The organism is Lentzea cavernae, from assembly GCF_014653695.1.
Classification (GTDB): domain Bacteria; phylum Actinomycetota; class Actinomycetes; order Mycobacteriales; family Pseudonocardiaceae; genus Lentzea; species Lentzea cavernae.
Genome location: NZ_BNAR01000022.1, coordinates 94,522 through 117,039, shown reverse-complemented (window position 1 = coordinate 117,039; position 22,518 = coordinate 94,522). Strand labels below are relative to the sequence as shown.

The 22,518-nt window shown below is 68.5% G+C and carries 29 protein-coding genes and 1 pseudogene; 16 read left to right on the top strand and 14 right to left on the bottom strand.

The window, feature by feature from the left end:
* The first annotated feature begins 31 nt into the window (after positions 1–31).
* Both IE307_RS41665 and IE307_RS41660 read left to right on the top strand, forming a co-directional pair.
* Complete coding sequence (locus IE307_RS41665; RefSeq protein WP_191305003.1) at positions 32–877, top strand: helix-turn-helix domain-containing protein; 846 nt, start codon at positions 32–34, stop codon at positions 875–877.
* Complete coding sequence (locus tag IE307_RS41660; RefSeq protein WP_191305002.1) at positions 852–1,028, top strand: DUF397 domain-containing protein; 177 nt, start codon at positions 852–854, stop codon at positions 1,026–1,028. Before IE307_RS41665 ends, IE307_RS41660 begins: the two co-directional genes overlap by 26 nt.
* On the opposite strand, the gene IE307_RS41655 is transcribed toward IE307_RS41660, so the two are convergent.
* On the bottom strand, positions 1,013–1,435 hold the full coding sequence (locus tag IE307_RS41655) for a type II toxin-antitoxin system PemK/MazF family toxin (RefSeq protein ID WP_191305021.1): 423 nt from the start codon (positions 1,433–1,435) through the stop codon (positions 1,013–1,015). The genes IE307_RS41660 and IE307_RS41655 overlap by 16 nt on opposite strands.
* A gap of 89 nt (positions 1,436–1,524) precedes the next feature.
* Between IE307_RS41655 and lepA the strand changes: the two genes are divergently transcribed.
* The 4 genes from lepA to IE307_RS41635 all read left to right on the top strand — a co-directional run bounded on the left by lepA (position 1,525) and on the right by IE307_RS41635 (position 4,969).
* Positions 1,525–3,360 carry a translation elongation factor 4 gene (lepA, locus tag IE307_RS41650; protein ID WP_191305001.1) on the top strand — a complete coding sequence of 612 codons (1,836 nt, stop codon included), beginning with the start codon at positions 1,525–1,527 and terminating at the stop codon, positions 3,358–3,360.
* A gap of 56 nt (positions 3,361–3,416) precedes the next feature.
* On the top strand, positions 3,417–3,953 hold the full coding sequence (locus IE307_RS41645; RefSeq protein WP_191305000.1) for an EF-hand domain-containing protein: 537 nt from the start codon (positions 3,417–3,419) through the stop codon (positions 3,951–3,953).
* Positions 3,954–4,071: 118 nt separating this feature from the next.
* Positions 4,072–4,320, top strand: a complete 249-nt coding sequence (locus IE307_RS41640) for a hypothetical protein (protein WP_229905569.1) — start codon at positions 4,072–4,074, stop codon at positions 4,318–4,320.
* Positions 4,321–4,357: 37 nt separating this feature from the next.
* Positions 4,358–4,969: a class I SAM-dependent methyltransferase gene (locus tag IE307_RS41635; RefSeq protein WP_191304999.1), complete on the top strand. Its 612-nt coding sequence runs from the start codon at positions 4,358–4,360 to the stop codon at positions 4,967–4,969.
* Between the two features lie 27 nt (positions 4,970–4,996).
* Here the strand turns inward: IE307_RS41635 and IE307_RS41630 are convergent, their stop codons facing one another.
* The 4 genes and pseudogenes from IE307_RS41630 to IE307_RS41615 all read right to left on the bottom strand — a co-directional run bounded on the left by IE307_RS41630 (position 4,997) and on the right by IE307_RS41615 (position 6,539).
* Positions 4,997–5,320, bottom strand: a complete 324-nt coding sequence (locus tag IE307_RS41630; protein ID WP_229905568.1) for a helix-turn-helix domain-containing protein — start codon at positions 5,318–5,320, stop codon at positions 4,997–4,999.
* 64 nt (positions 5,321–5,384) lie between these two features.
* A pseudogene (locus IE307_RS41625) lies at positions 5,385–5,702 on the bottom strand (type II toxin-antitoxin system RelE/ParE family toxin); the annotation flags it as partial.
* Between the two features lie 103 nt (positions 5,703–5,805).
* Positions 5,806–6,033 carry a hypothetical protein gene (locus IE307_RS41620; RefSeq protein ID WP_191304997.1) on the bottom strand — a complete coding sequence of 76 codons (228 nt, stop codon included), beginning with the start codon at positions 6,031–6,033 and terminating at the stop codon, positions 5,806–5,808.
* Positions 6,034–6,107: 74 nt separating this feature from the next.
* The gene (locus IE307_RS41615) at positions 6,108–6,539 is read right to left on the bottom strand and encodes an HD domain-containing protein (protein WP_373306081.1); all 432 of its coding nucleotides are present in this window, start codon (positions 6,537–6,539) and stop codon (positions 6,108–6,110) included.
* 98 nt (positions 6,540–6,637) lie between these two features.
* Between IE307_RS41615 and IE307_RS41610 the strand changes: the two genes are divergently transcribed.
* The 4 genes from IE307_RS41610 to IE307_RS41595 all read left to right on the top strand — a co-directional run bounded on the left by IE307_RS41610 (position 6,638) and on the right by IE307_RS41595 (position 12,332).
* Positions 6,638–8,104, top strand: a complete 1,467-nt coding sequence (locus IE307_RS41610) for a chitinase (RefSeq protein WP_191304995.1) — start codon at positions 6,638–6,640, stop codon at positions 8,102–8,104.
* A gap of 118 nt (positions 8,105–8,222) precedes the next feature.
* The gene (locus tag IE307_RS41605; RefSeq protein WP_191304994.1) at positions 8,223–9,269 is read left to right on the top strand and encodes a nitronate monooxygenase; all 1,047 of its coding nucleotides are present in this window, start codon (positions 8,223–8,225) and stop codon (positions 9,267–9,269) included.
* A gap of 10 nt (positions 9,270–9,279) precedes the next feature.
* On the top strand, positions 9,280–10,803 hold the full coding sequence (locus IE307_RS41600; RefSeq protein WP_373306080.1) for a DUF885 domain-containing protein: 1,524 nt from the start codon (positions 9,280–9,282) through the stop codon (positions 10,801–10,803).
* Positions 10,803–12,332, top strand: a complete 1,530-nt coding sequence (locus IE307_RS41595) for a DUF885 domain-containing protein (protein WP_191304993.1) — start codon at positions 10,803–10,805, stop codon at positions 12,330–12,332. The genes IE307_RS41600 and IE307_RS41595 overlap by 1 nt, the downstream gene beginning before the upstream one ends.
* Here IE307_RS41595 and IE307_RS41590 read toward each other — a convergent pair.
* On the bottom strand, positions 12,307–13,725 hold the full coding sequence (locus IE307_RS41590) for an amino acid permease (RefSeq protein ID WP_191304992.1): 1,419 nt from the start codon (positions 13,723–13,725) through the stop codon (positions 12,307–12,309). The two genes, IE307_RS41595 and IE307_RS41590, sit on opposite strands and share 26 nt — an antisense overlap.
* 59 nt (positions 13,726–13,784) lie before the next feature.
* A complete protein-coding gene (locus tag IE307_RS41585) occupies positions 13,785–14,753 on the bottom strand; it encodes a zinc-binding dehydrogenase (RefSeq protein ID WP_191304991.1) in 969 nt (322 codons plus the stop codon).
* A 70-nt stretch (positions 14,754–14,823) separates the two neighbouring features.
* Between IE307_RS41585 and IE307_RS41580 the strand changes: the two genes are divergently transcribed.
* From IE307_RS41580 to IE307_RS41565, 4 genes are read left to right on the top strand one after another with little or no spacing between them, the layout of a single operon-like run.
* The gene (locus IE307_RS41580; RefSeq protein ID WP_191304990.1) at positions 14,824–15,036 is read left to right on the top strand and encodes a hypothetical protein; all 213 of its coding nucleotides are present in this window, start codon (positions 14,824–14,826) and stop codon (positions 15,034–15,036) included.
* On the top strand, positions 15,033–15,476 hold the full coding sequence (locus tag IE307_RS41575; protein ID WP_191304989.1) for a guanyl-specific ribonuclease: 444 nt from the start codon (positions 15,033–15,035) through the stop codon (positions 15,474–15,476). Before IE307_RS41580 ends, IE307_RS41575 begins: the two co-directional genes overlap by 4 nt.
* On the top strand, positions 15,473–15,736 hold the full coding sequence (locus tag IE307_RS41570; RefSeq protein ID WP_191304988.1) for a barstar family protein: 264 nt from the start codon (positions 15,473–15,475) through the stop codon (positions 15,734–15,736). Before IE307_RS41575 ends, IE307_RS41570 begins: the two co-directional genes overlap by 4 nt.
* Positions 15,737–15,779: 43 nt before the next feature.
* Positions 15,780–16,196: a hypothetical protein gene (locus IE307_RS41565; RefSeq protein ID WP_191304987.1), complete on the top strand. Its 417-nt coding sequence runs from the start codon at positions 15,780–15,782 to the stop codon at positions 16,194–16,196.
* Here IE307_RS41565 and IE307_RS41560 read toward each other — a convergent pair.
* Complete coding sequence (locus IE307_RS41560; protein ID WP_191304986.1) at positions 16,193–16,963, bottom strand: enoyl-CoA hydratase family protein; 771 nt, start codon at positions 16,961–16,963, stop codon at positions 16,193–16,195. The genes IE307_RS41565 and IE307_RS41560 overlap by 4 nt on opposite strands.
* A 62-nt stretch (positions 16,964–17,025) precedes the next feature.
* On the opposite strand from IE307_RS41560, the gene IE307_RS41555 reads away from it, so the two are divergent.
* Together IE307_RS41555 and IE307_RS41550 are read left to right on the top strand one after the other, a co-directional pair.
* The gene (locus IE307_RS41555) at positions 17,026–17,640 is read left to right on the top strand and encodes a DJ-1/PfpI family protein (RefSeq protein ID WP_191304985.1); all 615 of its coding nucleotides are present in this window, start codon (positions 17,026–17,028) and stop codon (positions 17,638–17,640) included.
* A complete protein-coding gene (locus IE307_RS41550) occupies positions 17,627–18,061 on the top strand; it encodes a MarR family winged helix-turn-helix transcriptional regulator (protein WP_229905567.1) in 435 nt (144 codons plus the stop codon). Before IE307_RS41555 ends, IE307_RS41550 begins: the two co-directional genes overlap by 14 nt.
* Positions 18,062–18,088: 27 nt before the next feature.
* On the opposite strand, the gene IE307_RS41545 is transcribed toward IE307_RS41550, so the two are convergent.
* The 6 genes from IE307_RS41545 to IE307_RS41520 form a co-directional block, all read right to left on the bottom strand.
* Positions 18,089–18,703 (bottom strand): cyclase, encoded by a 615-nt coding sequence (locus tag IE307_RS41545; RefSeq protein ID WP_191304984.1) that lies wholly within the window; start codon positions 18,701–18,703, stop codon positions 18,089–18,091.
* 155 nt (positions 18,704–18,858) lie between these two features.
* Positions 18,859–19,353 (bottom strand): hypothetical protein, encoded by a 495-nt coding sequence (locus IE307_RS41540; RefSeq protein ID WP_191304983.1) that lies wholly within the window; start codon positions 19,351–19,353, stop codon positions 18,859–18,861.
* Positions 19,354–19,567: 214 nt separating this feature from the next.
* The gene (locus IE307_RS41535; RefSeq protein ID WP_191304982.1) at positions 19,568–20,089 is read right to left on the bottom strand and encodes a hypothetical protein; all 522 of its coding nucleotides are present in this window, start codon (positions 20,087–20,089) and stop codon (positions 19,568–19,570) included.
* 78 nt (positions 20,090–20,167) lie between these two features.
* On the bottom strand, positions 20,168–20,863 hold the full coding sequence (locus IE307_RS41530; protein ID WP_191304981.1) for a sirohydrochlorin chelatase: 696 nt from the start codon (positions 20,861–20,863) through the stop codon (positions 20,168–20,170).
* Complete coding sequence (locus IE307_RS41525; protein ID WP_191304980.1) at positions 20,860–21,732, bottom strand: ABC transporter permease; 873 nt, start codon at positions 21,730–21,732, stop codon at positions 20,860–20,862. Before IE307_RS41525 ends, IE307_RS41530 begins: the two co-directional genes overlap by 4 nt.
* Entirely contained in the window at positions 21,716–22,492 is a 777-nt protein-coding gene (locus IE307_RS41520; protein WP_191304979.1) for an ABC transporter ATP-binding protein, read from the bottom strand. The genes IE307_RS41525 and IE307_RS41520 overlap by 17 nt, the downstream gene beginning before the upstream one ends.
* Positions 22,493–22,518 lie beyond the last annotated feature (26 nt).

Here is a 22,518-nt window from a genome sequence, read left to right as displayed (position 1 = left end):
TTGGAGCGCCTTCAATCCCTAGCTTCGGCTTATGAGTGTGATCACATCCACTGCGTACAGCCGGGATCTAGGGGACGAACTGCGGCGCTTGCGGGAGTCCTGCACCGACCTGGGAGGCCGCGCGATGGCCGTCCGGCTCGGCTGGGACCCGAGCAAGATGTCCAACATCGAGCGAGGCAAGGCACGGGCGAGCGAGATCGACCTCGTCCAGTTCCTCACCGCGTGCGGGAAGGACGTCGACTTCTTCGAGGAGTTCCGCCTCCGCTACAAGAACGCGTTCGACGAGTACATCGTGCAGGTGTCGGGGAATCTTCGGACGGTGGCTTTCGCCGAGGCGACGGCCGAGAAGCTCACGAGTTTCGCGGCGCGTTCCCTGCCTGGACTGGTGCAGACGGAGGACTACGCCGACGCGTTCTACCGGCTCGGCGGGTTCATCGCGGAGGAACGGATTCCCAAAGCTGTTCAGATCCGCATGGACCGCCAGGCGATCTTGCGACGGTACGACGGGCCGACCTGCCTGTTCTACATCCACGAGCTGGCGCTGCAACAGCAGGTCGGCAACGAGCGGATCATGGAGGATCAGTACGCGCGCCTGCTGTTCGAGGGGCACAAGATCCGAATCGTGCCCGCGCACGTTGTGATTCCGTCGTCCGGATGCGTGCTGTGGGAGTACGAGAAGTCCCTGCCGGTCGCGTTCGGCGAAACGGACCTCGCGAAGGTGTTCGTGCAGGATCCGGCGGCAATCGCCAGGACCAGACTGCTCTTCGAGCACCTGGATGTGGTCGCACTGGATGCGGGACAATCGCGGAGCAAGCTGGCGGAGTACGTCAGCCCACCGCGAGAGGAATTCGATGGCCGAGGTCCGCGTCTGGCGTAAGAGCAGCTACAGCGACGCAACCGAAGAAGGCGAGTGCGTCGAGGTGGCGTTCGGCCGCGACGTGCTGGTTCGTGACTCCAAGAACGCCGGCGCGGGCACGCTGACCTTCAGCGCACCCGCGTGGCGTGCGTTCGTTCAGCGCCAGCCGTGACGCTCGCGTAGGACGTCCACGACCTGGCCGAAGGCGGCGGGTGCCAGCACGGCGCCCTCACGCCGGATGTCGTCGTCCGAGTCGAGGGCGAAGACGCGGTCCAGGCGCAGGTAGGAGGGGCGGCCCTCGCGGTCCCAGGCGCCCGCGCCCAGTTCCAGGAAGTCGTCGCGCGGCTCCTTCGAGGAGAGCATCAGCGCGACCAGGTCGCCGTTCGCGTGGCCCACGACCAGCAACGGGCGGTCCTTGCCGCGGGAGGCGTCCTCCTCGAACGGCACCCAGGCCCAGATGACCTCGCCGGGGTCGGCGTCGCCGTCCATCGTGGGGGAGTAGTCCAGCTTGGCGGCCTTGGCCGCGTCGAAGATCTCACGCACCGCGCCCTTGGCCGGGCGGGGGTCCTCACCGTTCATCTGCACGGACGCACCCTAGTGGTGCAGAGCACGTCGGCCACTATGGGACCATAAGGGGACACCCGTCCGATTTCCTGTTGAGGACTGCCTTGACCACGTTCGCCGACACGACCTTCACGCCGCCGGAGCTCATCCGGAACTTCTGCATCATCGCGCACATCGACCACGGCAAGTCCACGCTGGCCGACCGCATGCTGCAGCTCACCGGCGTGGTCGACGCGCGGGCGATGCGGGCCCAGTACCTCGACCGGATGGACATCGAGCGCGAGCGCGGCATCACCATCAAGGCGCAGAACGTGCGCCTGCCGTGGCAGCTCGAGGGGCAGGACGTCGTCCTGCACATGATCGACACGCCTGGCCACGTCGACTTCACCTATGAGGTGTCCCGCGCGCTGGAGGCCTGCGAGGGCGCCGTGCTGCTGGTCGACGCCGCGCAGGGCATCGAGGCGCAGACGCTCGCGAACCTGTACCTGGCGATGGAGAACGACCTCACCATCATCCCGGTGCTGAACAAGATCGACCTGCCCGCCGCGGACCCGGACAAGTACGCCAAGGAGATCTCGCACATCGTCGGCTGTGAGCCGGAGGAGGTGCTGAGGGTCTCGGCGAAGACCGGGTTCGGCGTCGAGGCGCTGCTCGACGAGGTCGTGCGGAAGGTCCCCGCCCCGGTCGGCGCGTCGGACGCCCCGGCCCGCGCGATGATCTTCGACTCGGTCTACGACACCTACCGCGGCGTCGTCACCTACATCCGCGTCGTCGACGGCAAGATCACGCCGCGCGAGCGCATCAAGATGATGTCGACGGGCGCGACGCACGAGATCCTCGAGGTCGGCATCGTCTCGCCGGAGCCGAAGCCGTCGCAGGGCCTCGGCGTCGGCGAGGTGGGCTACCTGATCACCGGCGTGAAGGACGTGCGCCAGTCGAAGGTCGGCGACACGGTCACGTCGGAGCGCAAGGGCGCCACGGAGCCGCTGGCCGGCTACCGCGAGCCGCGTCCGATGGTCTACTCGGGCCTCTACCCGGTCGACGGCTCGGACTACCCGGAGCTGCGCGAGGCGCTCGACAAGCTGCAGCTCAACGACGCCGCCCTCACCTACGAGCCGGAGACGTCGGCGGCACTGGGCTTCGGCTTCCGCTGCGGCTTCCTCGGCCTGCTGCACCTCGAGATCACCCGCGACCGCCTGGAGCGCGAGTACGGCCTCGACCTCATCTCCACCGCTCCGAACGTGGTGTACCGCGTCGTGATGGAGGACGGCACCGAGCACGTCGTGACGAACCCGTCCGACTGGCCGGAGGGCAAGCGCGCCGAGGTCTACGAGCCCGTCACCAAGTGCACGATCATCGCGCCGTCCGACTACATCGGCGCGATCATGGAACTCTGCCAGGGCAAGCGCGGCCAGCTCGGCGGCATGGACTACCTGTCCGAGGACCGCGTCGAGCTGCGCTACACGATGCCCCTCGGCGAGATCATCTTCGACTTCTTCGACTCGCTGAAGTCGCGCACCCGCGGTTACGCGTCGCTGGACTACGAAGAGTCCGGCGAGCAGGACGCGGAGCTCGTCAAGGTCGACATCCTGCTGCAGGGTGAGACGGTCGACGCGTTCAGCGCGATCGTGCACAAGGACTACGCCTACGCGTACGGCACGCGCATGGCGACCCGTCTGCGTGAGCTCATCCCCAGGCAGCAGTTCGAGGTGCCGATCCAGGCCGCGATCGGTGCCCGCGTGATCGCTCGAGAGACGATCCGCGCGATCCGCAAGGACGTGCTGGCCAAGTGCTACGGCGGTGACATCACCCGCAAGCGCAAGCTGCTCGAGAAGCAGAAGGAAGGCAAGAAGCGCATGAAGATGGTCGGCCGCGTCGAGGTGCCGCAGGAGGCCTTCGTCGCCGCGCTGTCCACGGACGAGCCGAAGGGCAAGAAGTAGGTTCAGCTGTTCGAGCGACTGTCGGCGTCCCCACGCGTTGCCTAACGTCGATGGCCATGACCTCTGTTGTGAGCCATGAGAACGACGTTCGCCGCTTCGAGAAGTGGGACGCCGACGGCGATGGCCTGATCGACCGCGCCGACTACGAGGCCGAGGCCCGGCGGATCGTCGCGGCGTTCGGCGAGAGCCTGAACAGCGGCCGCGGCCGTGCCGTCATGGAGGCGTTGGTCGAGCTCCACCGGCGTCAGGCGGAGGCGGCGGGGGTCGGTCCGCGCGGGGCGATGAACCAGCGGGAGTACCTCGCGGCGAACCAGGCGCTGATGTTCGGCCGCGGCGACGAGGGATTCGACGAGCTGCTCCGGCCTGCGATCTCGGCGATCGCGGACCTCTGCGACACCGATCGTGACGGGTTGGTGAGCAGGGTGGAGCTGCGGCGGTGGCTCGGGTCGGCGGTGGGGTTGAGCGATGCCGACTCCGATGCGGCGTTCGACCGGATCGACCTGGACGGTGACGGGGCGCTCACGGTGGACGAGCTGGTGATCGCGGTGCGCGAGTTCCACTACGGGCGGCTGGACATCCCGCTGCTGGGCTGAGCCGGCTCGACGAGCACCTCGCCCAGGTCCGGGTTCATCGCTGCACCTCGTAACACAGGTGGGGCGGCGGGGGAGTCGAAGAGCGGGGCGCTGGCTTGGCTTGAAACCGTCGAAGACGGTGCTGGGAACCGTGCCGTCGACGGTGCTGACCGAGCGGCTCGACCACCTGGTGGAGCAAGGGGTTCTGGAGCGTCGGCCGTACGACCACCGGCCGCGCTCGGCGACCAGTGGCTGGCGGGGGAGGCGGGGCCACGCCTGCGGGGAGATCACGGACGTCGAACTGCGGTGCGACCACTGCGGTGAGCCGATGCGCGCGGGTGACGTCGACCTGCTGCCCGATCCTGGCGTTGCTGGATCGGCAACGTAGATTGCCAATCCGGCATGGCCGGGAGCATTGTCGAACCATGACGACAGCGCAGGAGTTCTGGGAGACCTTCTACTCGGAGCGGGACCAGGTGTGGTCCGGCAACCCGAATCCGTTGCTGGTGCGCGAGGTCGAACGGCTCGCGCCCGGCAGCGCGCTCGACATCGGGTGCGCCGAGGGCGGGGACGCGGTCTGGCTCGCGAAGCGGGGCTGGCGGGTGCTCGGGGTCGACGTGTCGCAGGTGGCGCTGGACCGGGCGCTCCAGCACGCGTACGACGCCGGCGTCGAGATCTCGGTGGAGCGGCACGATCTCAAGGCGACGTTCCCCGAGGGGTTGTACGACCTGGTGAGCGCGCAGTTCCTGCACTCGCCGGTCGAGGAGGACGGGGAGCGCAACAGCATCCTCAAGAAGGCCTCGCAGGCGGTCGCGCCGGGTGGGCACCTGGTCGTCGGCGGGCACGCGGGGGCGCCGTCGTGGTCCGAGCACCAGGACTACTACTTCCCGACCACCAAGGACGTCCTCGACCACCTGCAGCTCCGGGACAACTGGATCATCGTCACCGACGAGGTGGTGGAGCGGCCGCTGACGGGGCCGGACGGGCAGCAGGAGATGCGCAAGGACAACGTCCTGACGCTCAAGAGGTTGTTCTAGAACGGATCAGGGTGGTCTCACCGCGCTTCAGGCGACCTGGCTGGTTGCGAGGTTCACGTCTTCGCCGTCGATGTCCGCCACGATCTTGAGCGTGCCGCCGAGCGCGGTGATGTACCTCCGCACCGTGTCCACCTCGAGCTGATCCACTTCGCCCTGTTCGAGCTGGCTGATCCGAGCCTGGCTGACATTCATCTGCCTGGCCACGTCGACCTGGGTCAGTCCGACCTTCTTGCGCAACTCGGCGAGCCTGAAGCCCAGTACGTAGGCCTGCGTCCGGCCACGGGCGGTGGCTCGGGCGGCTTCGACGTCGCGTCCGCCGGCGCGGTCGATGGCTTCCTTGTCCGCCTTCACGTCTTTCCAAGAGCGGCCCATGCGTCACCTCTCCGCGTGCGAGATGCTCGTCGTATCGCTGTTCTGCCAGTGGGACGTTCGCGTCGTACCAGCTGTTCCAGTTGCCTGCTTTGTCGCCTGCGACCAGGAGGATGGCGCATCGTGCCGGATCGAAGACCAGCAAGATCCGCACCTCGCTCGTTCCCGTTGAACCCGGCCTGAGCTCCTTCATGTTGTGGAACCGCGACCCCTTGATGCGATCCACGAGCGGTCGCCCCAGTTGCGGGCCTCGCTCCGCCAGGAGGTCGATGGCGCTCTCGACCAGGTCTGCGGACGCCGGGTCCGTTCGCGCCAGGTCAAGCAGCCAGTCGTCGACCGCTGGATGTAGTTCTATCTCCCACACGCAGTCAATATAACTTTAGACTTGTTTTTCGCACTTGCCAAGCCCTGGAAACGCGAAGGCCACCCTCGGCGGCGTTGCCGGGGTGGCCCTGGATCTACTTCGGTCAGGCGGTCCGCAGGAGGCGGTCCATGGCCTGGCGGTTGATGATCGAACGGAGTTCGCCGGTCTCCTCCGTGCTGTGGCGCGAGAGGATGGCGTCCAGTTCGAGTCGGTCGCTCTCCGTGGTGTAGCTGGCCAACTGCCGTTCCAGGCTCTGACGCTTCACACGAGCCGCGCGGCGCGTGGCCAGGCTCGAACGCAGGGACTTCACGGTCAGGTCGTGGCGGGTCATCGGTTCCTTCCAATCTTGGTTACGAACCGATAATACACCCTGCTCATGAGGTCTGTACCGATGAAGAAGGCGAGCTACCTCACGTAGGAGGCGAGCAACCCCAGGGCTCGGGCGTACTTGGCCTGCAAGCGCTCGCGCGTGGCCTCGTCCAGCTGGGCCATTCGGGTGGGGGAGGTGTTGTCGCCGATGTCCGCGTACTTCACGGAGAGTGCCAACGGGTTGGCGGCGACGCGGCGCAGGTAGTCCTCCTGAGGTTCGTCCGGGAGGTGGGAGAGTGCCACCACCGCGTCGACGACGGCGGGCGGGCAGCCGCGGGTCAGCAGGTCCGAGGCCGTCACCGGGGTGTCCTCGATGACGTCGTGCAGGACGGCGGCCATCTTCTCGTGTTCGCCGGACACGGAGGCCATGACCCGCAGCGGGTGTCCGATGTACGGCCGGCCCGACTTGTCGACCTGCCCGTCGTGGGCCGAGGTGGCGATCGCGATGGCGTCTTCGAGGGTGAACACGGGCATCAAGCTAAACCAGGGCTTGACCAAGTGCAGTGGTCTAGTCCATTTTTAGTCCACTCACAACATGGCCGCCGCATGATGTGTGGAGGTGGACCATGTCCAAGACCAGACGAGCAGCGATAGCGCTGCTCGCCGCGCTGTTCTCGTGCGCCGGTCTGGTGCTGGTGATCAACGGCAGCGCTTCCGCCGCGAACCTCGCGGCCAACAGCGGGTTCGAGGCCGGCAACCTGAGCGGTTGGACCTGCACCGAGGGCACGAGCGTCTCCAGCAGCACCAAGCGCACCGGCACGTACGCCCTGCAGGGCGCGCCCGTCGGCCAGAGCAACGCGCGGTGCCAGCAAACCGTTTCGGTGCAACCGAACACGGCTTACAAGCTGTCCGCGTGGGTGCAGGGCAGCTACGTCTACCTCGGTGTCACCGGTGGCGTGGAGAAGAACACCTGGACGCCCGGTTCGAGCGGCTTCAGCCAGCTGAGCCTCGACTTCAACTCCGGCGGCGCGAGCAGCGTCACGATCTACCTGCACGGCTGGTACGGCCAGCCCGCCTACTACGCCGACGACGTGAACCTCGACGGTCCCGGCACGCCGCCGACGACCACGAGCACCACGACGTCGACCACCACCACTACGACGACCACGACCACCACCACGACGAGCAACCCGCCGAACACCGGTCTGCCCAAGCACGTCCTGACGGGCTACTGGCAGAACTTCTACAACGGTGCGCGCGCTCTGAAGCTCGCCGACGTCCCCACCACCTACGACATCATCGCGGTCTCGTTCGCCGACGCCACGGCGGTGCAGGGCCAGGTCGCGTTCAACCTCGACCCCGGTCTGAGCAGCCAGCTCGGCGGCTACACCGACGCGCAGTTCCGGGCCGACATCAAGACCGTGCAGAACCGCGGGCAGAAGGTGATCATCTCCGTCGGCGGTGAGAAGGGCACGATCAGCGTCGGCAACTCGACGGCGGCCACGAACTTCTCCAACAGCGTCAAGAGCCTGATCTCGAGTTATGGCTTCGACGGCGTCGACATCGACCTGGAGAACGGCGTCAACGCCCAGTACATGGGTCAGGCGCTGCGCGCGATCCACGCCGGTGGCGGCAAGGTCATCACCATGGCGCCGCAGACGATCGACATGCAGAACGTCAACGCCGAGTACTTCAAGCTGGCGCTGGCGACCAAGGACATCCTGACGATCGTCAACATGCAGTACTACAACTCCGGCTCGATGCTCGGCTGCGACCAGCAGGTCTACTCCCAGGGCACGGTCAACTTCCTGACCGCGCTCGCGTGCATCCAGTTGCAGTCCGGCCTGCGCGCCGACCAGGTGGGCCTCGGCCTGCCCGCGTCGCCGTCCGGTGCCGGTGGTGGCTACCAGTCGCCGTCCAACGTCAACAACGCGCTCAGCTGCCTCGCCCGCGGTACGAACTGCGGGTCGTTCAAGCCGAGCACGACCTGGCCGTCCATCCGCGGCGCCATGACGTGGTCGATCAACTGGGACGCCTCGAACAACTGGCAGTTCGCGAACACCGTCGCTCCTCATCTGGACTCCCTGCCCTAGATGATGGAACGGCCGGCGCCACGTCCACAGTGGACGTGGCGCCGACGTGGTTCCCGAGTCGTCAAAGACACAGGGCTTCACCAGGCATTTGCCGCTCGATCCCACTAGGTTGTCCTCTATGTTCCACACGCTGGCCGTGCCCGTGATCGCCGCGCCCATGGCGGGTGGCCCCTCCACCCCCGAACTGGTCGCCGCGGTGAACGAGGCAGGCGGGTTCGGGTTCCTCGCGGCGGGCTACATCACCGTCGAACAGCTCGCGGAGAAGATCACACGCACGAGCGAGCTCACCAGCAAGCCGTTCGGGGTCAACCTGTTCGTGCCCGGCACACGGCCGACAGCGGACATCTCGTCGTACGTGCAGCAGGTCAGGTCGTACGCGGAGAAGGTCGGCACGGCCCCCGGCGAACCGCGCTGGGACGACGACAACTACGCGGCGAAGCTCGAACTCGTGCTGGCGCTGCGGGTGCCCGTCGTCTCGTTCACCTTCGGCCTGCCCGACGTGGACGACGTCCACCGGCTCAAGGCGGCCGGCTCCACGATCGTCGTGACGGTCACCACCCCGAACGAGGCCCGGCAGGCGCAGCAGATCGGCGCGGACGTCGTGTGCGTGCAGGGCTCGGACGCGGGCGGGCACCGCGGCACGTTCGCCGACGACGGCATCTCGCCCGGCGGTGGTGAGCTCTACGGCACCCTCGCGGCGATCAGGCTCGTGCAGAACGCCGTCGACCTTCCGGTGATCGCGACCGGCGGCCTCGTCACCGGCGCCGACGTCGCCGCCGTGCTGGCGGCCGGCGCCGTCGCGGCGCAGCTCGGCACCGCGTTCCTCGGTTGCCCGGAGGCGGGAACCAATGCGGCGCAACGGGAAGCGCTCGCCGAACGAACCCGGCGCACGGCGCTGACGCGGGCGTTCAGCGGACGGCCGGCGCGGGGCCTGGTGAACAGGTTCATGGTCGAGCAGGGCCCGCACGCGCCCGCCGCCTACCCGAACGTGCACCACCTCACGAGGCCGGTGCGCGCGTCCGGTGAGGTGGAGGTCATGTCGCTGTGGGCGGGCACGACGTACCCGATCGCGACGGCCGAACCGGCGGGCGCGATCGTCGAGCGGATCGGCGCGGAGCTGTCGGAAACGATCAATTCCTTGGCAGAGCGGTTCCGGCGCGGCTAAGAAGGAGGGCGTGACCTCGCTCTCCGATGAGATGTTCCAGGCGATGATGGACTGGAACCCGCTGTTCGCCTCGCTCGTCGGCGTGCCGGGCTGGGACGACCGGCTCGACGACCTCAGCGTCGACGGCCACCAGGCGTTGCGGACGCGGCTCACGGGCATCCTCGGCCGCCTCGACGGCAGCGACGAGGACCAGGTCTCGCGGGACGTGATCCGGCACCAGGCCGAGTCGATCATCACGTGCATCGACGCCCGGCTGGTCGAGCACTCGGTGTCCAGGGGTGCGAACGCGCCGGTCGCGAGCATGCTCAGGGCCACCTCCCACATCGACTTCTCACAGCGGCGGCACCTCGTTCCGCGCCTGCTGGAGCAGGCGGAGCGGCGGTTGCTCGACACCGACCGCAGGCCGTTGCGCAGGCACGCCGAGAACGGCGCCGCGTACGTCGGGCGGTTCCTCGCCTCGCCGCGCCAGGAGTGGGAGGGCGACGAGGACCTGCGCCCGGCGTTCGCCCGGTACCGCGAGGTCCTGCTGGGCCTGCCCGGCCGTGACGACGAGCAGGCGGGCCTGTGCTGGCTGCCCGACGGCGAGGAGAACTACCGCAAGCTCGTCCGCGACTACACGACCGCGTCCTACAGCCCCGCCGAACTGCACCAGCTCGGCCTCGACCTGATCGCCCGGCTGCACGAGGAGTACGCGGAGATCGGGTCGCGGGTGTGGGGCACCGGCGACGTCCGCGAGATCTTCCAGCGGCTGCGCACAGACCTGTTGTGGGACAACGAGGACGAGATGCTCGTCAACGCCGTCGAGGCCGTCGGACGGGCCGAGGCCGAGGCTCCGAACTGGTTCGGGCGGCTGCCGAAGGCGCGCTGCGAGGTCCGGTTCGTGCCGGAGGTCGACCGCCACAACGCCGCGTTCGCCTACTACGAGGACGCGGCCCTCGACGGCTCCCGTCCCGGCACGTACTTCGTGAACCCGTTGAACGCCACCGGACGCAGCCGCACGGTGTCCGAGGTGACGGCGTTCCACGAGGCCATTCCCGGCCACCACTTCCAGCTCTCGATCGCGGCCGAGACCGAGCTGTCGAACGTGCGGAAGTTCGCGTTCATCGACTCCTACCTCGAAGGCTGGGGCCTCTACACCGAGCGCCTGGCCGACGAGATGGGCCTGTACTCCTCCGACGAGGCACGCCTGGGCATGCTGGGCCTCGACGCGATGCGCGCCGGGCGCCTGGTCGTCGACACGGGCCTGCACGCGCTCGGGTGGCCGCGGCAGCGGGCCGTCGACTACCTGCGCGAGAACACCGCGATGGACGACGCGGAGATCAGCTCCGAGGTCGACCGGTACGTCGAGGCGCCGGGGCAGGCGCTCGCGTACATGGTGGGACGCCTGGAGATCCAGCGCGTGCGCGAAGAGGCCAGGGCCGCGATGGGGGAGCGGTTCGACATCAAGGTTTTCCACGACCTGGTGCTGGAGAACGGCGTCGTGCCGTTGCCCACGCTCGGCAAACTCGTCTCCGACTGGTCCGGGAGGGCCTGATGTCGCTCGCTGATGACATGTTCCAGGCGATGATGGACTTCTCGCCGCTGCAGGCCACGATGCTGGGGGTGCCGGGCTGGGAGGACGGGCTCGGTGACCTGAGCGTCGAGGGCCAGCGGGCCGACCGCGACCGGATCGCCGCCCTGCTGGAGCGGGCCGAGACGGACGACACCGAGGACGCCGTCACGCTCGCGGTGATCAAGCAGCAGGGCCGGGCGCTCGTCGACCGCATCGACGCGAGGCTGGTCGAGCACAGCGTCGCGACCATGAGCTCACCGGTGAACAGCCTGCTGATGGTCGCGTCGAAGCTGGACGTGTCCCAGCGCCTCGACAAGTTCCCCGCCTACATCGAGCAGGCCGCCGCCAGGGTCCGCGACTCGGACCGGCGCCCGTTGAGCCGTCACCTGAAGACGGGCGTCGAGCGCATGGACGCGTTCCTGGCGCTGCCGCCGCAGGAGTGGGAAGGCGCGCACTCCGCGGACATCCGCGCCGCTGTCGCCGGGTTCCGCGACGTGCTGGCGTCGATCGAGGACGGCCGCCCCGACGACAAGGCAGGGCTCTGCTGGCTGCCCGAGGGCGAGCAGAACTACGCCAACCTGGTCCGCAACTACACCACGACGTCCCGCACGCCCGACGAGCTGCACCGGCTGGGGCTCGACGTCATCGCCTCGCTGCGCGAGGAGTACGCGGAGATCGGCTCGCGGCTGTGGGGCACCTCGGACGTGCCGGAGATCTTCCACCGGTTGCGCACGGAACTGTTGTGGGACAGCGAAGAGCAGATGATCTCCAGCGCCGTCGAGGCCATCGCGAGGGCCGAGGCCGAGGCGCCGAAGTGGTTCGGGCGCATGCCCGGCGTCGGCTGCCAGGTGCGCGCCGTGCCCGAGGAGGAGCAGCGGACGTCGGCGATCGCGTTCTACCAGCCCGCGCCGGCCGACCGCTCACGCCCTGGCACGTACTGGCTGAACCCGTTGGGCGCCACTGAACGCAGCCGCACGCTGTCCGAGGTGACGGCGTTCCACGAGGCCGTTCCCGGCCACCACTACCAGTTCTCGATCGCCTCCGAGACCGAACTGCCCAACATGCGCAAGTACGCGTTCATCGAGGCGTACCTGGAGGGCTGGGGCCTCTACACCGAGCGCCTCGCGGACGAGATGGGCCTGTACTCGTCCGACGAGCAGCGCCTCGGGATGCTCGGCCTCGACGCGATGCGCGCCGGCCGTCTCGTGGTCGACACGGGGCTCCACGCGTTCGGGTGGTCGCGGCAGCAGGCGATCGACTACCTGCGCGACAACACCGTGATGTCCGAGCCCGAGATCGTCGCCGAGATCGACCGGTACATCGAGACGCCCGGTCAGGCGCTCGCGTACATGGTGGGGCGCCTGGAGATCCAGCGCATCCGCGCCGAGGCGGAGACCAAGCTCGGCGACCGGTTCGACGTCCGCGCGTTCCACGACCTGGTGGTGGGGAGCGGCGCGGTGCCGCTCTCCACCCTCGACGAGATCGTCACGGCTTGGGCCGACGCTCCATGACGGAGTGCCGCTTCGAGTAGGCGAAGTAGATGATCAGGCCGATCACGAACCAGACGGCGAACCGCAGCCAGGTCTCCGGGTTGAGGAACGTGATCAGCCAGATCGAGAAGATCACGCCGATGACCGGCACCACCGGCATGCCCGGCGTCTTGAACGTGCGCGGCAGGTCGGGGTGCTTGTAGCGCAACACGATCACGGCGACGCACACGACGACGAACGCCAGCAGGATGCCGATGTTGGTGAGCTCGGCGGCCTCCGCGATCGGCAGGAAACCGGCGATGACCGCGGAGGCGATGCCCAGCACCCAGGTGATGCGCGACGGGACGCGCTTCACCGGGTGCGTCTTCGCGAACCACGGGGGCAGCAGGCCGTCGCGGCTCATCGAGTAGCCGACGCGGGCCGCGCCCAGCAGGAACGTGAACAGCACCGTTGTGATGCCGAGGATCGCGCCGACGCTGATGACGATGCCGAGCGCGGGCAGGCCGATGTCGGCGAACGCCGTGGCGAACGCGGACTCCGAGTCGACGTCCTTGTAGTTCACCATTCCCGTGAGCACCAGGCAGGCCAGCACGTACAGCACCATCGAGACCGCGAGCGAGTAGAGGATCGCCTTCGGCATGTGCCTCTGGGAGTCCTTGGACTCCTCCGCCGCCGTCGACATGGCGTCGTAGCCGAACACCGCGAAGAACACCGTCGCCGCGCCTGTCAGCGCGCCCGAGAGGCCGAACGGGAAGAACGGGTTGTAGTTGTCGGTGTTGATGTGGAAGGCGCCGACGATGATGACCAGTGCCACGACCGCGATCTTCAGGTACACCAACGTCGTTTCGAACCGTGCGGCGTTCTTCATGCCCGTGTTCAGCACGTACGCGATCAGCAGGCACAACAGCACGGCGAACAGGTTCACCTTGTACGTGCCCGCGGCGACGTCGCCCGTCTCCGTGCCCGGCGCGCCCAGCATCCATTGCGGTAGCTGGATGTCGAGCAGGGACAGCAGTTCGGTGAAGTAGCCCGAGATGCCGATCGCGACCACCGCCACGATCGCGGTGTACTCGAGCAGCAGGTCCCAGCCGATGAACCAGCCGACGATCTCGCCGAGCACCGCGTAGCCGTAGGTGTAGGCGCTGCCCGCCTTGGGGATCAGGCCCGCGAACTCCGCGTACGAGAACGCCGCCGCCGCGCTCGCGACACCCGCGATGAGGAACGAGACCAGCACGGCCGGCCCCGCGGTCTTGTTCGCGACCGCACCGGCGAGCGAGAAGATGCCCGCGCCGATGATGCCGCCGATGCCGATCGCCGTCAGTTGCCACAGGCCCAGTGTCTTGGTGAGCCCGTCGCCCTTGTCCTCGGCGATCTGTTCTATGGGCTTGCGCCGGAAAACGCCCTGCGTGGTCATGGGACCACTGTCACGCGGTTCGCGCGCACCCGCTGACCAGCAGGGCGTTTTGTACCGATTTACGGGCGGGAGAAGACGATCTTGCCCGCCGTGTCGCCGTCCAGCATCGCCCGGAGGCCCTGCTCGGCGTCCTCGAACTTCAGCTCGGCGCCGATCTGCGGCTTGAGGCCGTTGAGCGCGCAGAACCGCAGCAGGTCGCCCAGCTCCTCGCGGGTGCCCATGGTCGAGCCGACCACGCGCAGCTGGAGGAAGAAGAGCCGCTGGAGTTCGGCCGCGCTCGCGTCGCCGGACGTCGCGCCGGAGATGACGACGATGCCGCCGGGCTTCAGGGCCTTCATCGAGTGCGACCAGGTGGCCTTGCCGACGGTCTCGAACACCGCGTCGACCCGTTCGGGCAGGCGGGCGCCGGACTCGAACGTGTCGTGCGCGCCGAGGCTCTGGGCGAGTGCGCGCTTCTCCTCGCTGCGGCCCGTGACCCACACGCGGAACCCGGCCGCGCGGCCGAGCTGGATCAGCGCCGTCGACACACCGCCCGACGCGCCCTGCACGAGCATCGTCTGGCCGGGGCGCAGGCCGGACTTCACGAACAGCATCCGGTACGCCGTCAGCCACGCGGTGCCCATGCACGCCGCCTCGGCGAACGACAGGTCGGCGGGCTTCGGCAGCGCGTTGCGGGACGGCACCACCACGTAGTCGGCGAACGTGCCCTGGTGCTTCTCCGTGAGCAGCGTGCGCTTCGGGTCGAGCGTCTCCTCACCGCCCCAGCCCGGGTCGCCGATGACGGAGTGCAGCACCACCTCGGTGCCGTCGTCGAGCACGCCGGCGCCGTCGCAGCCCAGGATCATCGGGAACTGCTCGGGCTTGATGCCGACCCCGCGCAACGTCCACAGGTCGTGCATGTTGAGGCTGGCCGCCTTGACCGCGACGCGCACCCACCCGGCGGGAACCTCGGGGTCGGGGCGCTCGCCGACGCGGAGCGAGGCCAGCGGGTTCTCAGGACTGGGTTCTGCTGCGTAAACGGCGAACATGGTTCGCAACATACCCACCTGGATCGTGGCCAAATGCCGTGACACGGGTCACGCGACTACGCTCGGGGGTGTGGAGTGGCTGGTGCAGTGGTGGGACGGGGTCGAGCTGTGGGTCGTGCAGCTGCCCGTCGCCGTGCAGTTCCCCGTCGTGATGATCGTGGTGTTGCCCTTGTGCCTGGGCGTGGCGCGGCTGATCGACCGGGTCGCTGACTGGGGAGCGAACAACCCCGCGTCCCTCGGCTCGCCCGAGACGGAGCCCGAGCCCGAGAAGGTTTCCGCGTGAGCCCTGGTCGCCGCCTGACCGTCGCACTGGTCGGGCTCATCGCGCTGGTCGTCGTCGGGTGGTTCGTCAAGGACACCGCGTCGAGTCCGGAGACGCCGCCCGTGAGCACCTCGCCGTCCGCGTCCGGGCAGGCCGTGCCCGGTGCGAAGTCCGGCATGGACGTCCAAGCGCTGTCGAAGCTGCCGGCCGAGGCCGCGAAGACGTGGAAGCTGATCGAGGCGAACGGGCCGTTCCCGTACCCGCGCAACGACGGCGTGACGTTCCAGAACCGGGAGAAGCGGCTGCCCGCCAAGGACTCCGGGTACTACAAGGAGTACACGGTGCCGACGCCCGGAAGCCAGGACCGGGGAGCGCGGCGGATCGTCACCGGGTCGGAGAAGGAAGTCTTCTACACCGGCGACCACTATTCGTCGTTCGTCGTGGTGGACGTGAAGAAATGAAACGGCACATTCTCGTTTCGGAGAAGTCCGCGGCTGTTTCGGCCATTGCCGCCGCGCTCGACTTCCCGGAGTGGTTCGGGCAGAACCTCGACGCCCTGTACGACAGCCTGACCGATCTCTCGTGGCTGCCCGCCGGTGAATACGTGCTGGTCGTGCCCCTGGACCTGGACTCGTCAGTGCTCGAGGTGCTGCGTGACGCGGCGAAGCAGACCGCCGAATCAGGTGACCGGAAAGTGCGCGTGATTCGCACGGAACGGTGACACGGGCTGCGGTTGTGACGTCCGGAGTGGACAGTGCCGTTCCATGGGAACGCAATTCCGCCGCCTGAGCTGTGTGCTCGGCGTCGTCGCAGTCGTCCTGGTGCTGTGTCCAGCGGTGTCGTTCGCCGGTGACCCCGACTGTTCGCAGGAGGGGCCTTTCACGCCGTTCGAGACGCTCGACGGCGACAACCCCGTCACCATGCTGAACGGCCGCGTGGTCGAACTGCGCGCGTCGAACAAGTCCAAGTGCGCGTGGGGCCGCATCTCGCACGGCACGCCCGGCGAGGAGATCTGGACCGACCGCAGGGAGCCCTCGGCCACCGGGCACGAGGGCTTCCTCGGTCACACCAGGATCGACTCGGGCACCGTGAAGTTCACTGACGCGTTCAAGAACGACGGCAAGCTCATGCGCGCCTGCGGGTCCTCGCAGGGCCGCATCGAGTGCACCGGCTGGTTCTAGTCCTCCGCGGGCACCCAGGACGCCTTGCGCTTCTCTCTGAACGCTGTGATGCCCTCCTGGCCCTCCGGTCCGCCGAAGTGCCGGGCCGACAGCTCGAGCATGTCCGCGAAGACCTTCCCGAGGTTCGTGGACCGCTCCTGCTGCAGCATCTGCTTGGTGGCGGCCAGGGCGCCGGGCGCGCCGAGCGCGAGCATGTCCGTGTAGCGGCGGACCTCGCCTTCGACGTCGTCCGTGGCGGCGTTGAGCAGGCCGATCTCCTTGGCTCGCTGCGCGTCGAACGTCTCGCCGGTGAGGAACAGCTCGTGGGCCTGGCGGGGGAGCAGGCGCGGCAGCACCGTCACCGAGATGACGGCCGGCACGACGCCGATGCGGACCTCGCTGAACGCGAACGTCGCCTTGACGTCCGCGATCGAGATGTCGCACGCCGCGACGATGCCGACGCCACCCGCGCGCGCCGGTCCGTTGAGCGCGGCGACAACCGGCTTCGGGCTGGTCCAGAGCTGTTCGAGGATCGCGGGGAACTCGTTGACGCCCTGGTCTCCCGCGCTCGCGCCGGCGGCCTCCTTGAGGTCCATGCCGGAACAGAACACGGGGCCCGTGTGGGTCAGCACGACCACGCGCACGCCGTCGTCCTTCGCCGCGGTGCTCAGGTGCTCTCGAAGCTCCCGGCGCAGCTGCGAGGACAGCGCGTTGCGGTTGTGGGGGGAGTCCAGCGTGATCGTCGCGATGCCACGCCGCACCTCGTAGTGGACCAGCTCATCTGCCATGTCGCTGACCTTAACGCTCGTTCACGTTGACAGCGTGCTGTCAAACATGACAGTCTACTGTCATGACACAGACGGTGTACCTCGCTCTGGCCGACCAGCTCGCGGACTGGGAGTACGGGCACGTGGCCGCGCAGGTGAGCCTGCAGCAGTTCCAGCGGCAGCCGGGGCGGTACCGGATCCGGACCGTCGGGTTGACCCTGGAACCGATCCGCACCATCGGGGGTGTGCGGATGCTGCCGGACGTCGCTCTGGCGGACGTGTCCCTGGACGACGCGGCGATGCTCGTCCTGCCGGGTGGCGACGGCTGGGAGACCGGTGCGCTGGCGCCGTTCGGGAAGCTCGCGCGGCGGTTCCGCGAGGCGGGCAAGCCGATCGCGGCGATCTGCGGCGCGACGATCGGGCTGGCGGCCGAGGGGCTGCTGGACGACGTGCCGCACACGTCGAACTTCGTGGGGGAGCTCGGTTCTTACGGCGGCGCGGAGTTCTACCGCGACGAACGCGTGGTGCGCGCCGATGGCGTGATCACGGCAGGTGGTGCTTCGGCGCTGGAGTTCGCACGTGAGGTGCTGGCGGAGCTGGAGACGTTCTCCCCCACCACTTTGCAGGCCTGGTACGAGTTCAACCGCGAGGACTCCGCCGAGGCGTTCGGGAAGCTGGTGGCCAGTGTCCAGGAGTGAGTCGGGTGACGTGCTCACCGACGTGGTGATGAGGACCTTCCGGTTGTACGGGGCGTTCCTCGACGCGGCCGAGGTGATGACGAAGCCGGTCGGCCTGACCGCGGCGTGGTGGCAGGTGCTCGGCGCCGTGCTGCGCGAGCCGTTGTCGGTGTCGGGCGTGGCGCGCGAGATGGGCCTGGCTCGCCAGTCCGTGCAGCGGATCGCGGACCTGTTGGTGGACAAGGGTTTGGCGGAGTACCTGCCGAACCCGGCGCACGCCCGCGCGAAGCTCCTGCGGCCGACCGCCGAGGGGTACGCGGCCGTGGAACGGTTGCGGGACGCGCAGCACGAGTGGGCCAACCGCGTCAGTGCGCAGGTCTCCGTGGAAGACCTGCGCACGACGCTCGCCACGATGACCGCACTGGTCGCGGCTACTTCCTGATGCCCGGCAGGGGGTGGGGCACCAGGATCAGCCGATCGTGGTCGTCGTCAGCACGGGGTTGGGGTCCGGGTAGCCCTTCGCGGCGGCGTTGACCGGGAACCCGATGACCGAGACGACGGCGGTGAAGGTGAGGCCCGGGGCGTCGTAGCTGGTGCCGCCCAGCTTCGCGGCGATCGTCCCGGACGCGCCGGCCGTCAGGTTGATCGTGACGGTCGGCAGCTCGAAGTTCGCCCCGCCCTTGATCGGGCCGGGCACGTTCAGCACGACGTCGGTGCCCTGCAAGGCGATCGTCGGCGTGCCACCGAGCCCGGCGCCACCGGCGAGGCTCGCGGACTTGAACGACGAGTTCGCGGGCACCGGCAACCTGAGCGCGAGCCCCTTGATCTCCCGGACCTGACGACCGCCGGCCTCGGACGGGATGGTGTTGGGCGCGGGGTCGATGGTGACCGCCAGGGTGCCGCCGGGCGCGACACTCGCCGGCGCCGACGCGTCGACGCCCTGGTCGAGCGTGAAGTCCGTCGTCTGCCCGACGGCGCTCGCCCGGAGCTTGTAGGTGATGGTCTGCGGAGCGGCTGCTGACGCGTTGGTGGCGAACATCAGCATCGGTACCAGTAGCAGGGACCCGATTCCGGCTAGCTTCATGACCTCTCCCCGATGAGTGGACGAGGGGCATTTCCAGCACGCGGCGTAGTCACCTGACTACTCATGAGTAGGTTTCACGTCAACAGTTCACAGTTCACATCGCCCGAACGGCGCTGTGTCTTCGATCTTGTGGCGGCGGCCGGAAGTGACGGGTCTCAGCGCCGGGCCGAGGTGCTGTGTCCCAGCGCGCCGATCGCCGACAGCAAGAAGCCCGCGAAGAAGAGCCCGAGGCCCAGGCCCAGACCTCCGCCCGACGACCGCTGCTCCGCCGAGGCCGGGAAGGCCTGGTCCTGGAGTTCGGGCGGGAGCGCGTCGGCCGGGAAACCGGGTGGCAGGCCGGAGTCCGGGAACGCGGGCGTCAGGCGCGTGCTCGACGGGTCGGGTGCGTCGAACGAGCCCAGCGCGCCGAGGATGATGATCCCCATGCCCGCTATCGCCAGGAGGCCGCCCGTCCAGAGGAGCACCTTCACCCACGACGGTGCCCCGGATGTGTCGTGGCGACCGCGGTGGCCGGAGTTGCTTTGGGAGAGCGGATAGGGCGGGTAGGCGTGGTGGCCGCCGCCGTGGTCCAGGTCTTGGATGTCGTCGGCAGTGCTGTCGAAGATGCCGTCGCGAACGCTGTCGCTGAACTGGTGTGGATCGTCTTGCACGCCGCCCCCCGGTGTCGTTGGGGGAGTTGGTACCACGCCAAGGGCTGCGGCCGAGGGGATTCGGCTGAGTTCACGAGCGGTGCACCTCAAGCCCTGGCATCGAGAAGCGGTTGGGCTCAAATGTGCTACAGTGGACGCATAGCCTTCGCCGCTAGGCGGAGGAAGTGAGCCCAGGTGCGCGTCCGGACGGTCGCTGCCTGGGCTTCGCGCTTTTCTAGAGCTGACCCAGGTCGACGACGGTCCCCGTGATGGGAGCGATCCGTCGCTTCCAGTCGCCGCCGGCGCCGTGGCACCAGGCGATCGCATCACTGACCCACAACGCGGGTTCGGAGGACGACTGGATGTGCTCGTACACCAGCGCGGCGTCGTGAGCCTTGGTCCGGGTACCGATCACGAGCCGGTCCCGGCCGTTGGCCACCGGATCCCGTGAGTCGAGCACCAGCCGGGTGACACCGATCCCGATGGCGTCCTCGACCAGCAGCGGCAGGAGCTTCGACCGGACGCGCTCGCTGTTGCCTCGCCCGGAGTAGAGGTTCACCACCAGGTCACAACAGGCGAGCCTGTCCGCGATCAGCCTGCGGCGGGCGGGTTTCTCGGTCTTGAAGTGCACGCGTCGGCTGCCTGGGAGCAAGAAGCCGCGCATCATCGAGCGGGTGGAGTGGAGCGCGTTCGGTGCGATCAGGACGGCTGCCATGAGGTAGCCGCCCCGCTCCGACTCGTCGACGAACATATGCATCCAAACAGGATCGCAGGTGACACCGACAATCCTCGTTCGGGTGCTTGAGCACAACCCAAGGAATTGTTGCGGCAGAAGCTAAGCCGCGATCGTCTGCCGTGCCAGGGCTTCGTCGTACCGGTCGAGCACGAGCTGCGCGACCTCCACGTCGTCCCCCAACGGCCGCGCCACCACGGCATCCCCGGCCAGCGACGCGACCTTGTCCGGCAACAACCCCGGCGCCAGGAACCACGACGCCACAGCGATCTTCGTGGCGCCCTTCATCCGCAACCGGTCGATCGCCTCAGGCACGGAAGGAGAAGCGATCGACGCGAACGCCGCCTCCACCCCGGCCCAGCCCGACTCGCGGGCCCACCGCCGAGCCACCCGGCTCACGGCCTCGTTGGCCGGCGCGTGCGACGACCCGGCACCGGCCAGCACCACACCCAAAGACCTGTCGCCGAAGGAGACCCCGGCCTCGGAGAGCCGTCGCAGAGCAGCGGACTCGAGCCTGGGATCCGGTCCCAGCACATCGGTCACCACGGCGGGCACCCGCGACTCGGCGACAGCCGCGGGGACGTCGACACGAGCGTGATAGGCCTTGCCCAGCAACAAGGGCACGACCACGGAAGGCCCGCGCAGCACGTCGCTCAACCGGGGCGCGCACAGGTCGAGGAAGCACCCCCGCACGTCCATCTCGGGCCGCAACGACCGCACGACGTCCAGCAACGAATGGATCGACGCGGCCGAACGGGGATCGCGGCTGCCGTGCGCGACGGCGACGAGGGGGATCACAACGCTCCCGTTAAGCCGCGAGCCCGCAGCACGGCGCGCTCCAGGGGACGGAACAGCAGCAGCTCGATCCCGATGCCCACCAACAGGATCAGGAAGATCGCCGCGATCACCATGTTGATGTCGTTGAGCGACGAGCCGTTGTGCAGGTACTGGCCGAGGCCGACGCCGAGCTGCGGTGAGGTCGCGATGATCTCCGCGGCCATCAGCGACCGCCACGAGAACGCCCAGCCCTGCTTGAGGCCTGCCAGGTAACCGGGCAGGGCGGCGGGCAGCAGGATGTGGCGGGCCGAGGCGAAGCGGCCGGCGCCCAGCGCACGTCCCACGCGGGGGAGCAGCGGTGGGATCTGGTCGATGCCCGCCACCAGGCCGTTCGCGATGGACGGGACGGAACCCATCAGCACCACGAAGTAGATCGTGGACGGGGTCACGCCGAACCACAGGATCGCGGCCGGGACCCAGGCCACGGACGGGAGTGACTGCAGGCCGGTCAGCAAGGAGCCGATCGCCGCGCGCACCACCCGCACCTTGGCGATCAGCAACCCCAGCGGTGTCGCGATCACGACCGCCGCGAGGAAGCCGAGCACCGCGCGGTGCAGCGAGGTCCACAGGATGCCGAACGCCTCGCCCGTGCTGATGCTGCGCACCAGCTCGTTCCACACGTTGGCCGGTGCCGGCAGCTGGAACTCGGGCAGGATCGCCGAAGCCCACAGCGCCTGCCACACGCCCAGGAGCAGCGCGAAGGCGATGAGGGGTGGCACGCCCGTCTTCAGGAAGCGACGCCACAACGGCGGCCGATGTGCCTCCACGGGCACGTCGAGCGCGTCGAGGCCGGCGCCGACCTTGTCGAGCGTGTCAGGAGGCGTGGCCACTGATGACCTCTCGCAGATGGGTGTTGATCTCGTCGAGGACCTGGTCCGAGGAGTCCTTCACGTCCCACTCCCGCACGACGCGGCCGGGACGTGAGGACAGCAGCACGACGCGCTGGCCGAGGCGGACGGCCTCGCGCACGTCGTGCGTCACGAAGATGATGGCGGTGTTCGTGGTCTCCCACACGCGCAGCAGTTCGCTCTGCAGCACGTCCCGCGTGATGGCGTCGAGGGCCGCGAACGGCTCGTCCATCAGCAGCAGGGCGGGAGCGCCGTCCGCGGAGACGGTGGTGGAGGCCAGCGCGCGGGCCAGGGCCACGCGCTGACGCATACCGCCGGAGAGCTCGTGCGGACGCTTGTCCGCGACGTCGCCCAGCCGCACCAGTTCGAGCAGTTCGAGTGCGCGGCGCTTGCGCGCCAGGCGGCCGACGCCCGCGAAGCGCAGCGCCAGTTCGACGTTGCGCGCGGCGGTGAGCCACGGCATGAGAGCCGGCTCCTGGAACATCACGGCCGGGCGGGAGGTGTTGAGCTGCAACGAGCCCGACGTCGCGGCGTCGAGCCCCGCGACGATGTTGAGCAGCGTGCTCTTGCCGCAGCCGGACGCGCCGAGAAGACACACGAACTCGCCGGGCTTGACCTTGAGGTCGACCCCGTCGAGCGCCACCACGGCCGAGCTGCCGTGGCCGAAGACCTTGCGGACGGCGGTCAGTTCGACAGCGGTGTCCGCAGTGGACAGAAGAGCGGTTTCGAGCGTGGCGGTCATGGTGTGCCTTCCCTCGCGTCAGAAGT

What these genes read in the sequence shown, in the direction of transcription:
- IE307_RS41660 (WP_191305002.1), top strand. Translation starts at nt 852, where the DNA reads ATGGCCGAGGTCCGCGTCTGGCGTAAGAGCAGCTACAGCGACGCAACC.
- IE307_RS41620 (WP_191304997.1), bottom strand. Translation starts at nt 6,033, where the DNA reads ATGACCCGCCACGACCTGACCGTGAAGTCCCTGCGTTCGAGCCTGGCC.
- IE307_RS41585 (WP_191304991.1), bottom strand. Translation starts at nt 14,753, where the DNA reads ATGTTCGCCGTTTACGCAGCAGAACCCAGTCCTGAGAACCCGCTGGCC.
- IE307_RS41610 (WP_191304995.1), top strand. Translation starts at nt 6,638, where the DNA reads ATGTCCAAGACCAGACGAGCAGCGATAGCGCTGCTCGCCGCGCTGTTC.
- IE307_RS41555 (WP_191304985.1), top strand. Translation starts at nt 17,026, where the DNA reads ATGACACAGACGGTGTACCTCGCTCTGGCCGACCAGCTCGCGGACTGG.
- IE307_RS41560 (WP_191304986.1), bottom strand. Translation starts at nt 16,963, where the DNA reads ATGGCAGATGAGCTGGTCCACTACGAGGTGCGGCGTGGCATCGCGACG.
- IE307_RS41590 (WP_191304992.1), bottom strand. Translation starts at nt 13,725, where the DNA reads ATGACCACGCAGGGCGTTTTCCGGCGCAAGCCCATAGAACAGATCGCC.
- IE307_RS41535 (WP_191304982.1), bottom strand. Translation starts at nt 20,089, where the DNA reads ATGCATATGTTCGTCGACGAGTCGGAGCGGGGCGGCTACCTCATGGCA.
- IE307_RS41605 (WP_191304994.1), top strand. Translation starts at nt 8,223, where the DNA reads ATGTTCCACACGCTGGCCGTGCCCGTGATCGCCGCGCCCATGGCGGGT.
- IE307_RS41520 (WP_191304979.1), bottom strand. Translation starts at nt 22,492, where the DNA reads ATGACCGCCACGCTCGAAACCGCTCTTCTGTCCACTGCGGACACCGCT.
- IE307_RS41635 (WP_191304999.1), top strand. Translation starts at nt 4,358, where the DNA reads ATGACGACAGCGCAGGAGTTCTGGGAGACCTTCTACTCGGAGCGGGAC.
- IE307_RS41655 (WP_191305021.1), bottom strand. Translation starts at nt 1,435, where the DNA reads ATGAACGGTGAGGACCCCCGCCCGGCCAAGGGCGCGGTGCGTGAGATC.
- IE307_RS41595 (WP_191304993.1), top strand. Translation starts at nt 10,803, where the DNA reads ATGTCGCTCGCTGATGACATGTTCCAGGCGATGATGGACTTCTCGCCG.
- IE307_RS41570 (WP_191304988.1), top strand. Translation starts at nt 15,473, where the DNA reads ATGAAACGGCACATTCTCGTTTCGGAGAAGTCCGCGGCTGTTTCGGCC.
- IE307_RS41565 (WP_191304987.1), top strand. Translation starts at nt 15,780, where the DNA reads ATGGGAACGCAATTCCGCCGCCTGAGCTGTGTGCTCGGCGTCGTCGCA.
- IE307_RS41545 (WP_191304984.1), bottom strand. Translation starts at nt 18,703, where the DNA reads ATGAAGCTAGCCGGAATCGGGTCCCTGCTACTGGTACCGATGCTGATG.
- IE307_RS41665 (WP_191305003.1), top strand. Translation starts at nt 32, where the DNA reads ATGAGTGTGATCACATCCACTGCGTACAGCCGGGATCTAGGGGACGAA.
- IE307_RS41645 (WP_191305000.1), top strand. Translation starts at nt 3,417, where the DNA reads ATGACCTCTGTTGTGAGCCATGAGAACGACGTTCGCCGCTTCGAGAAG.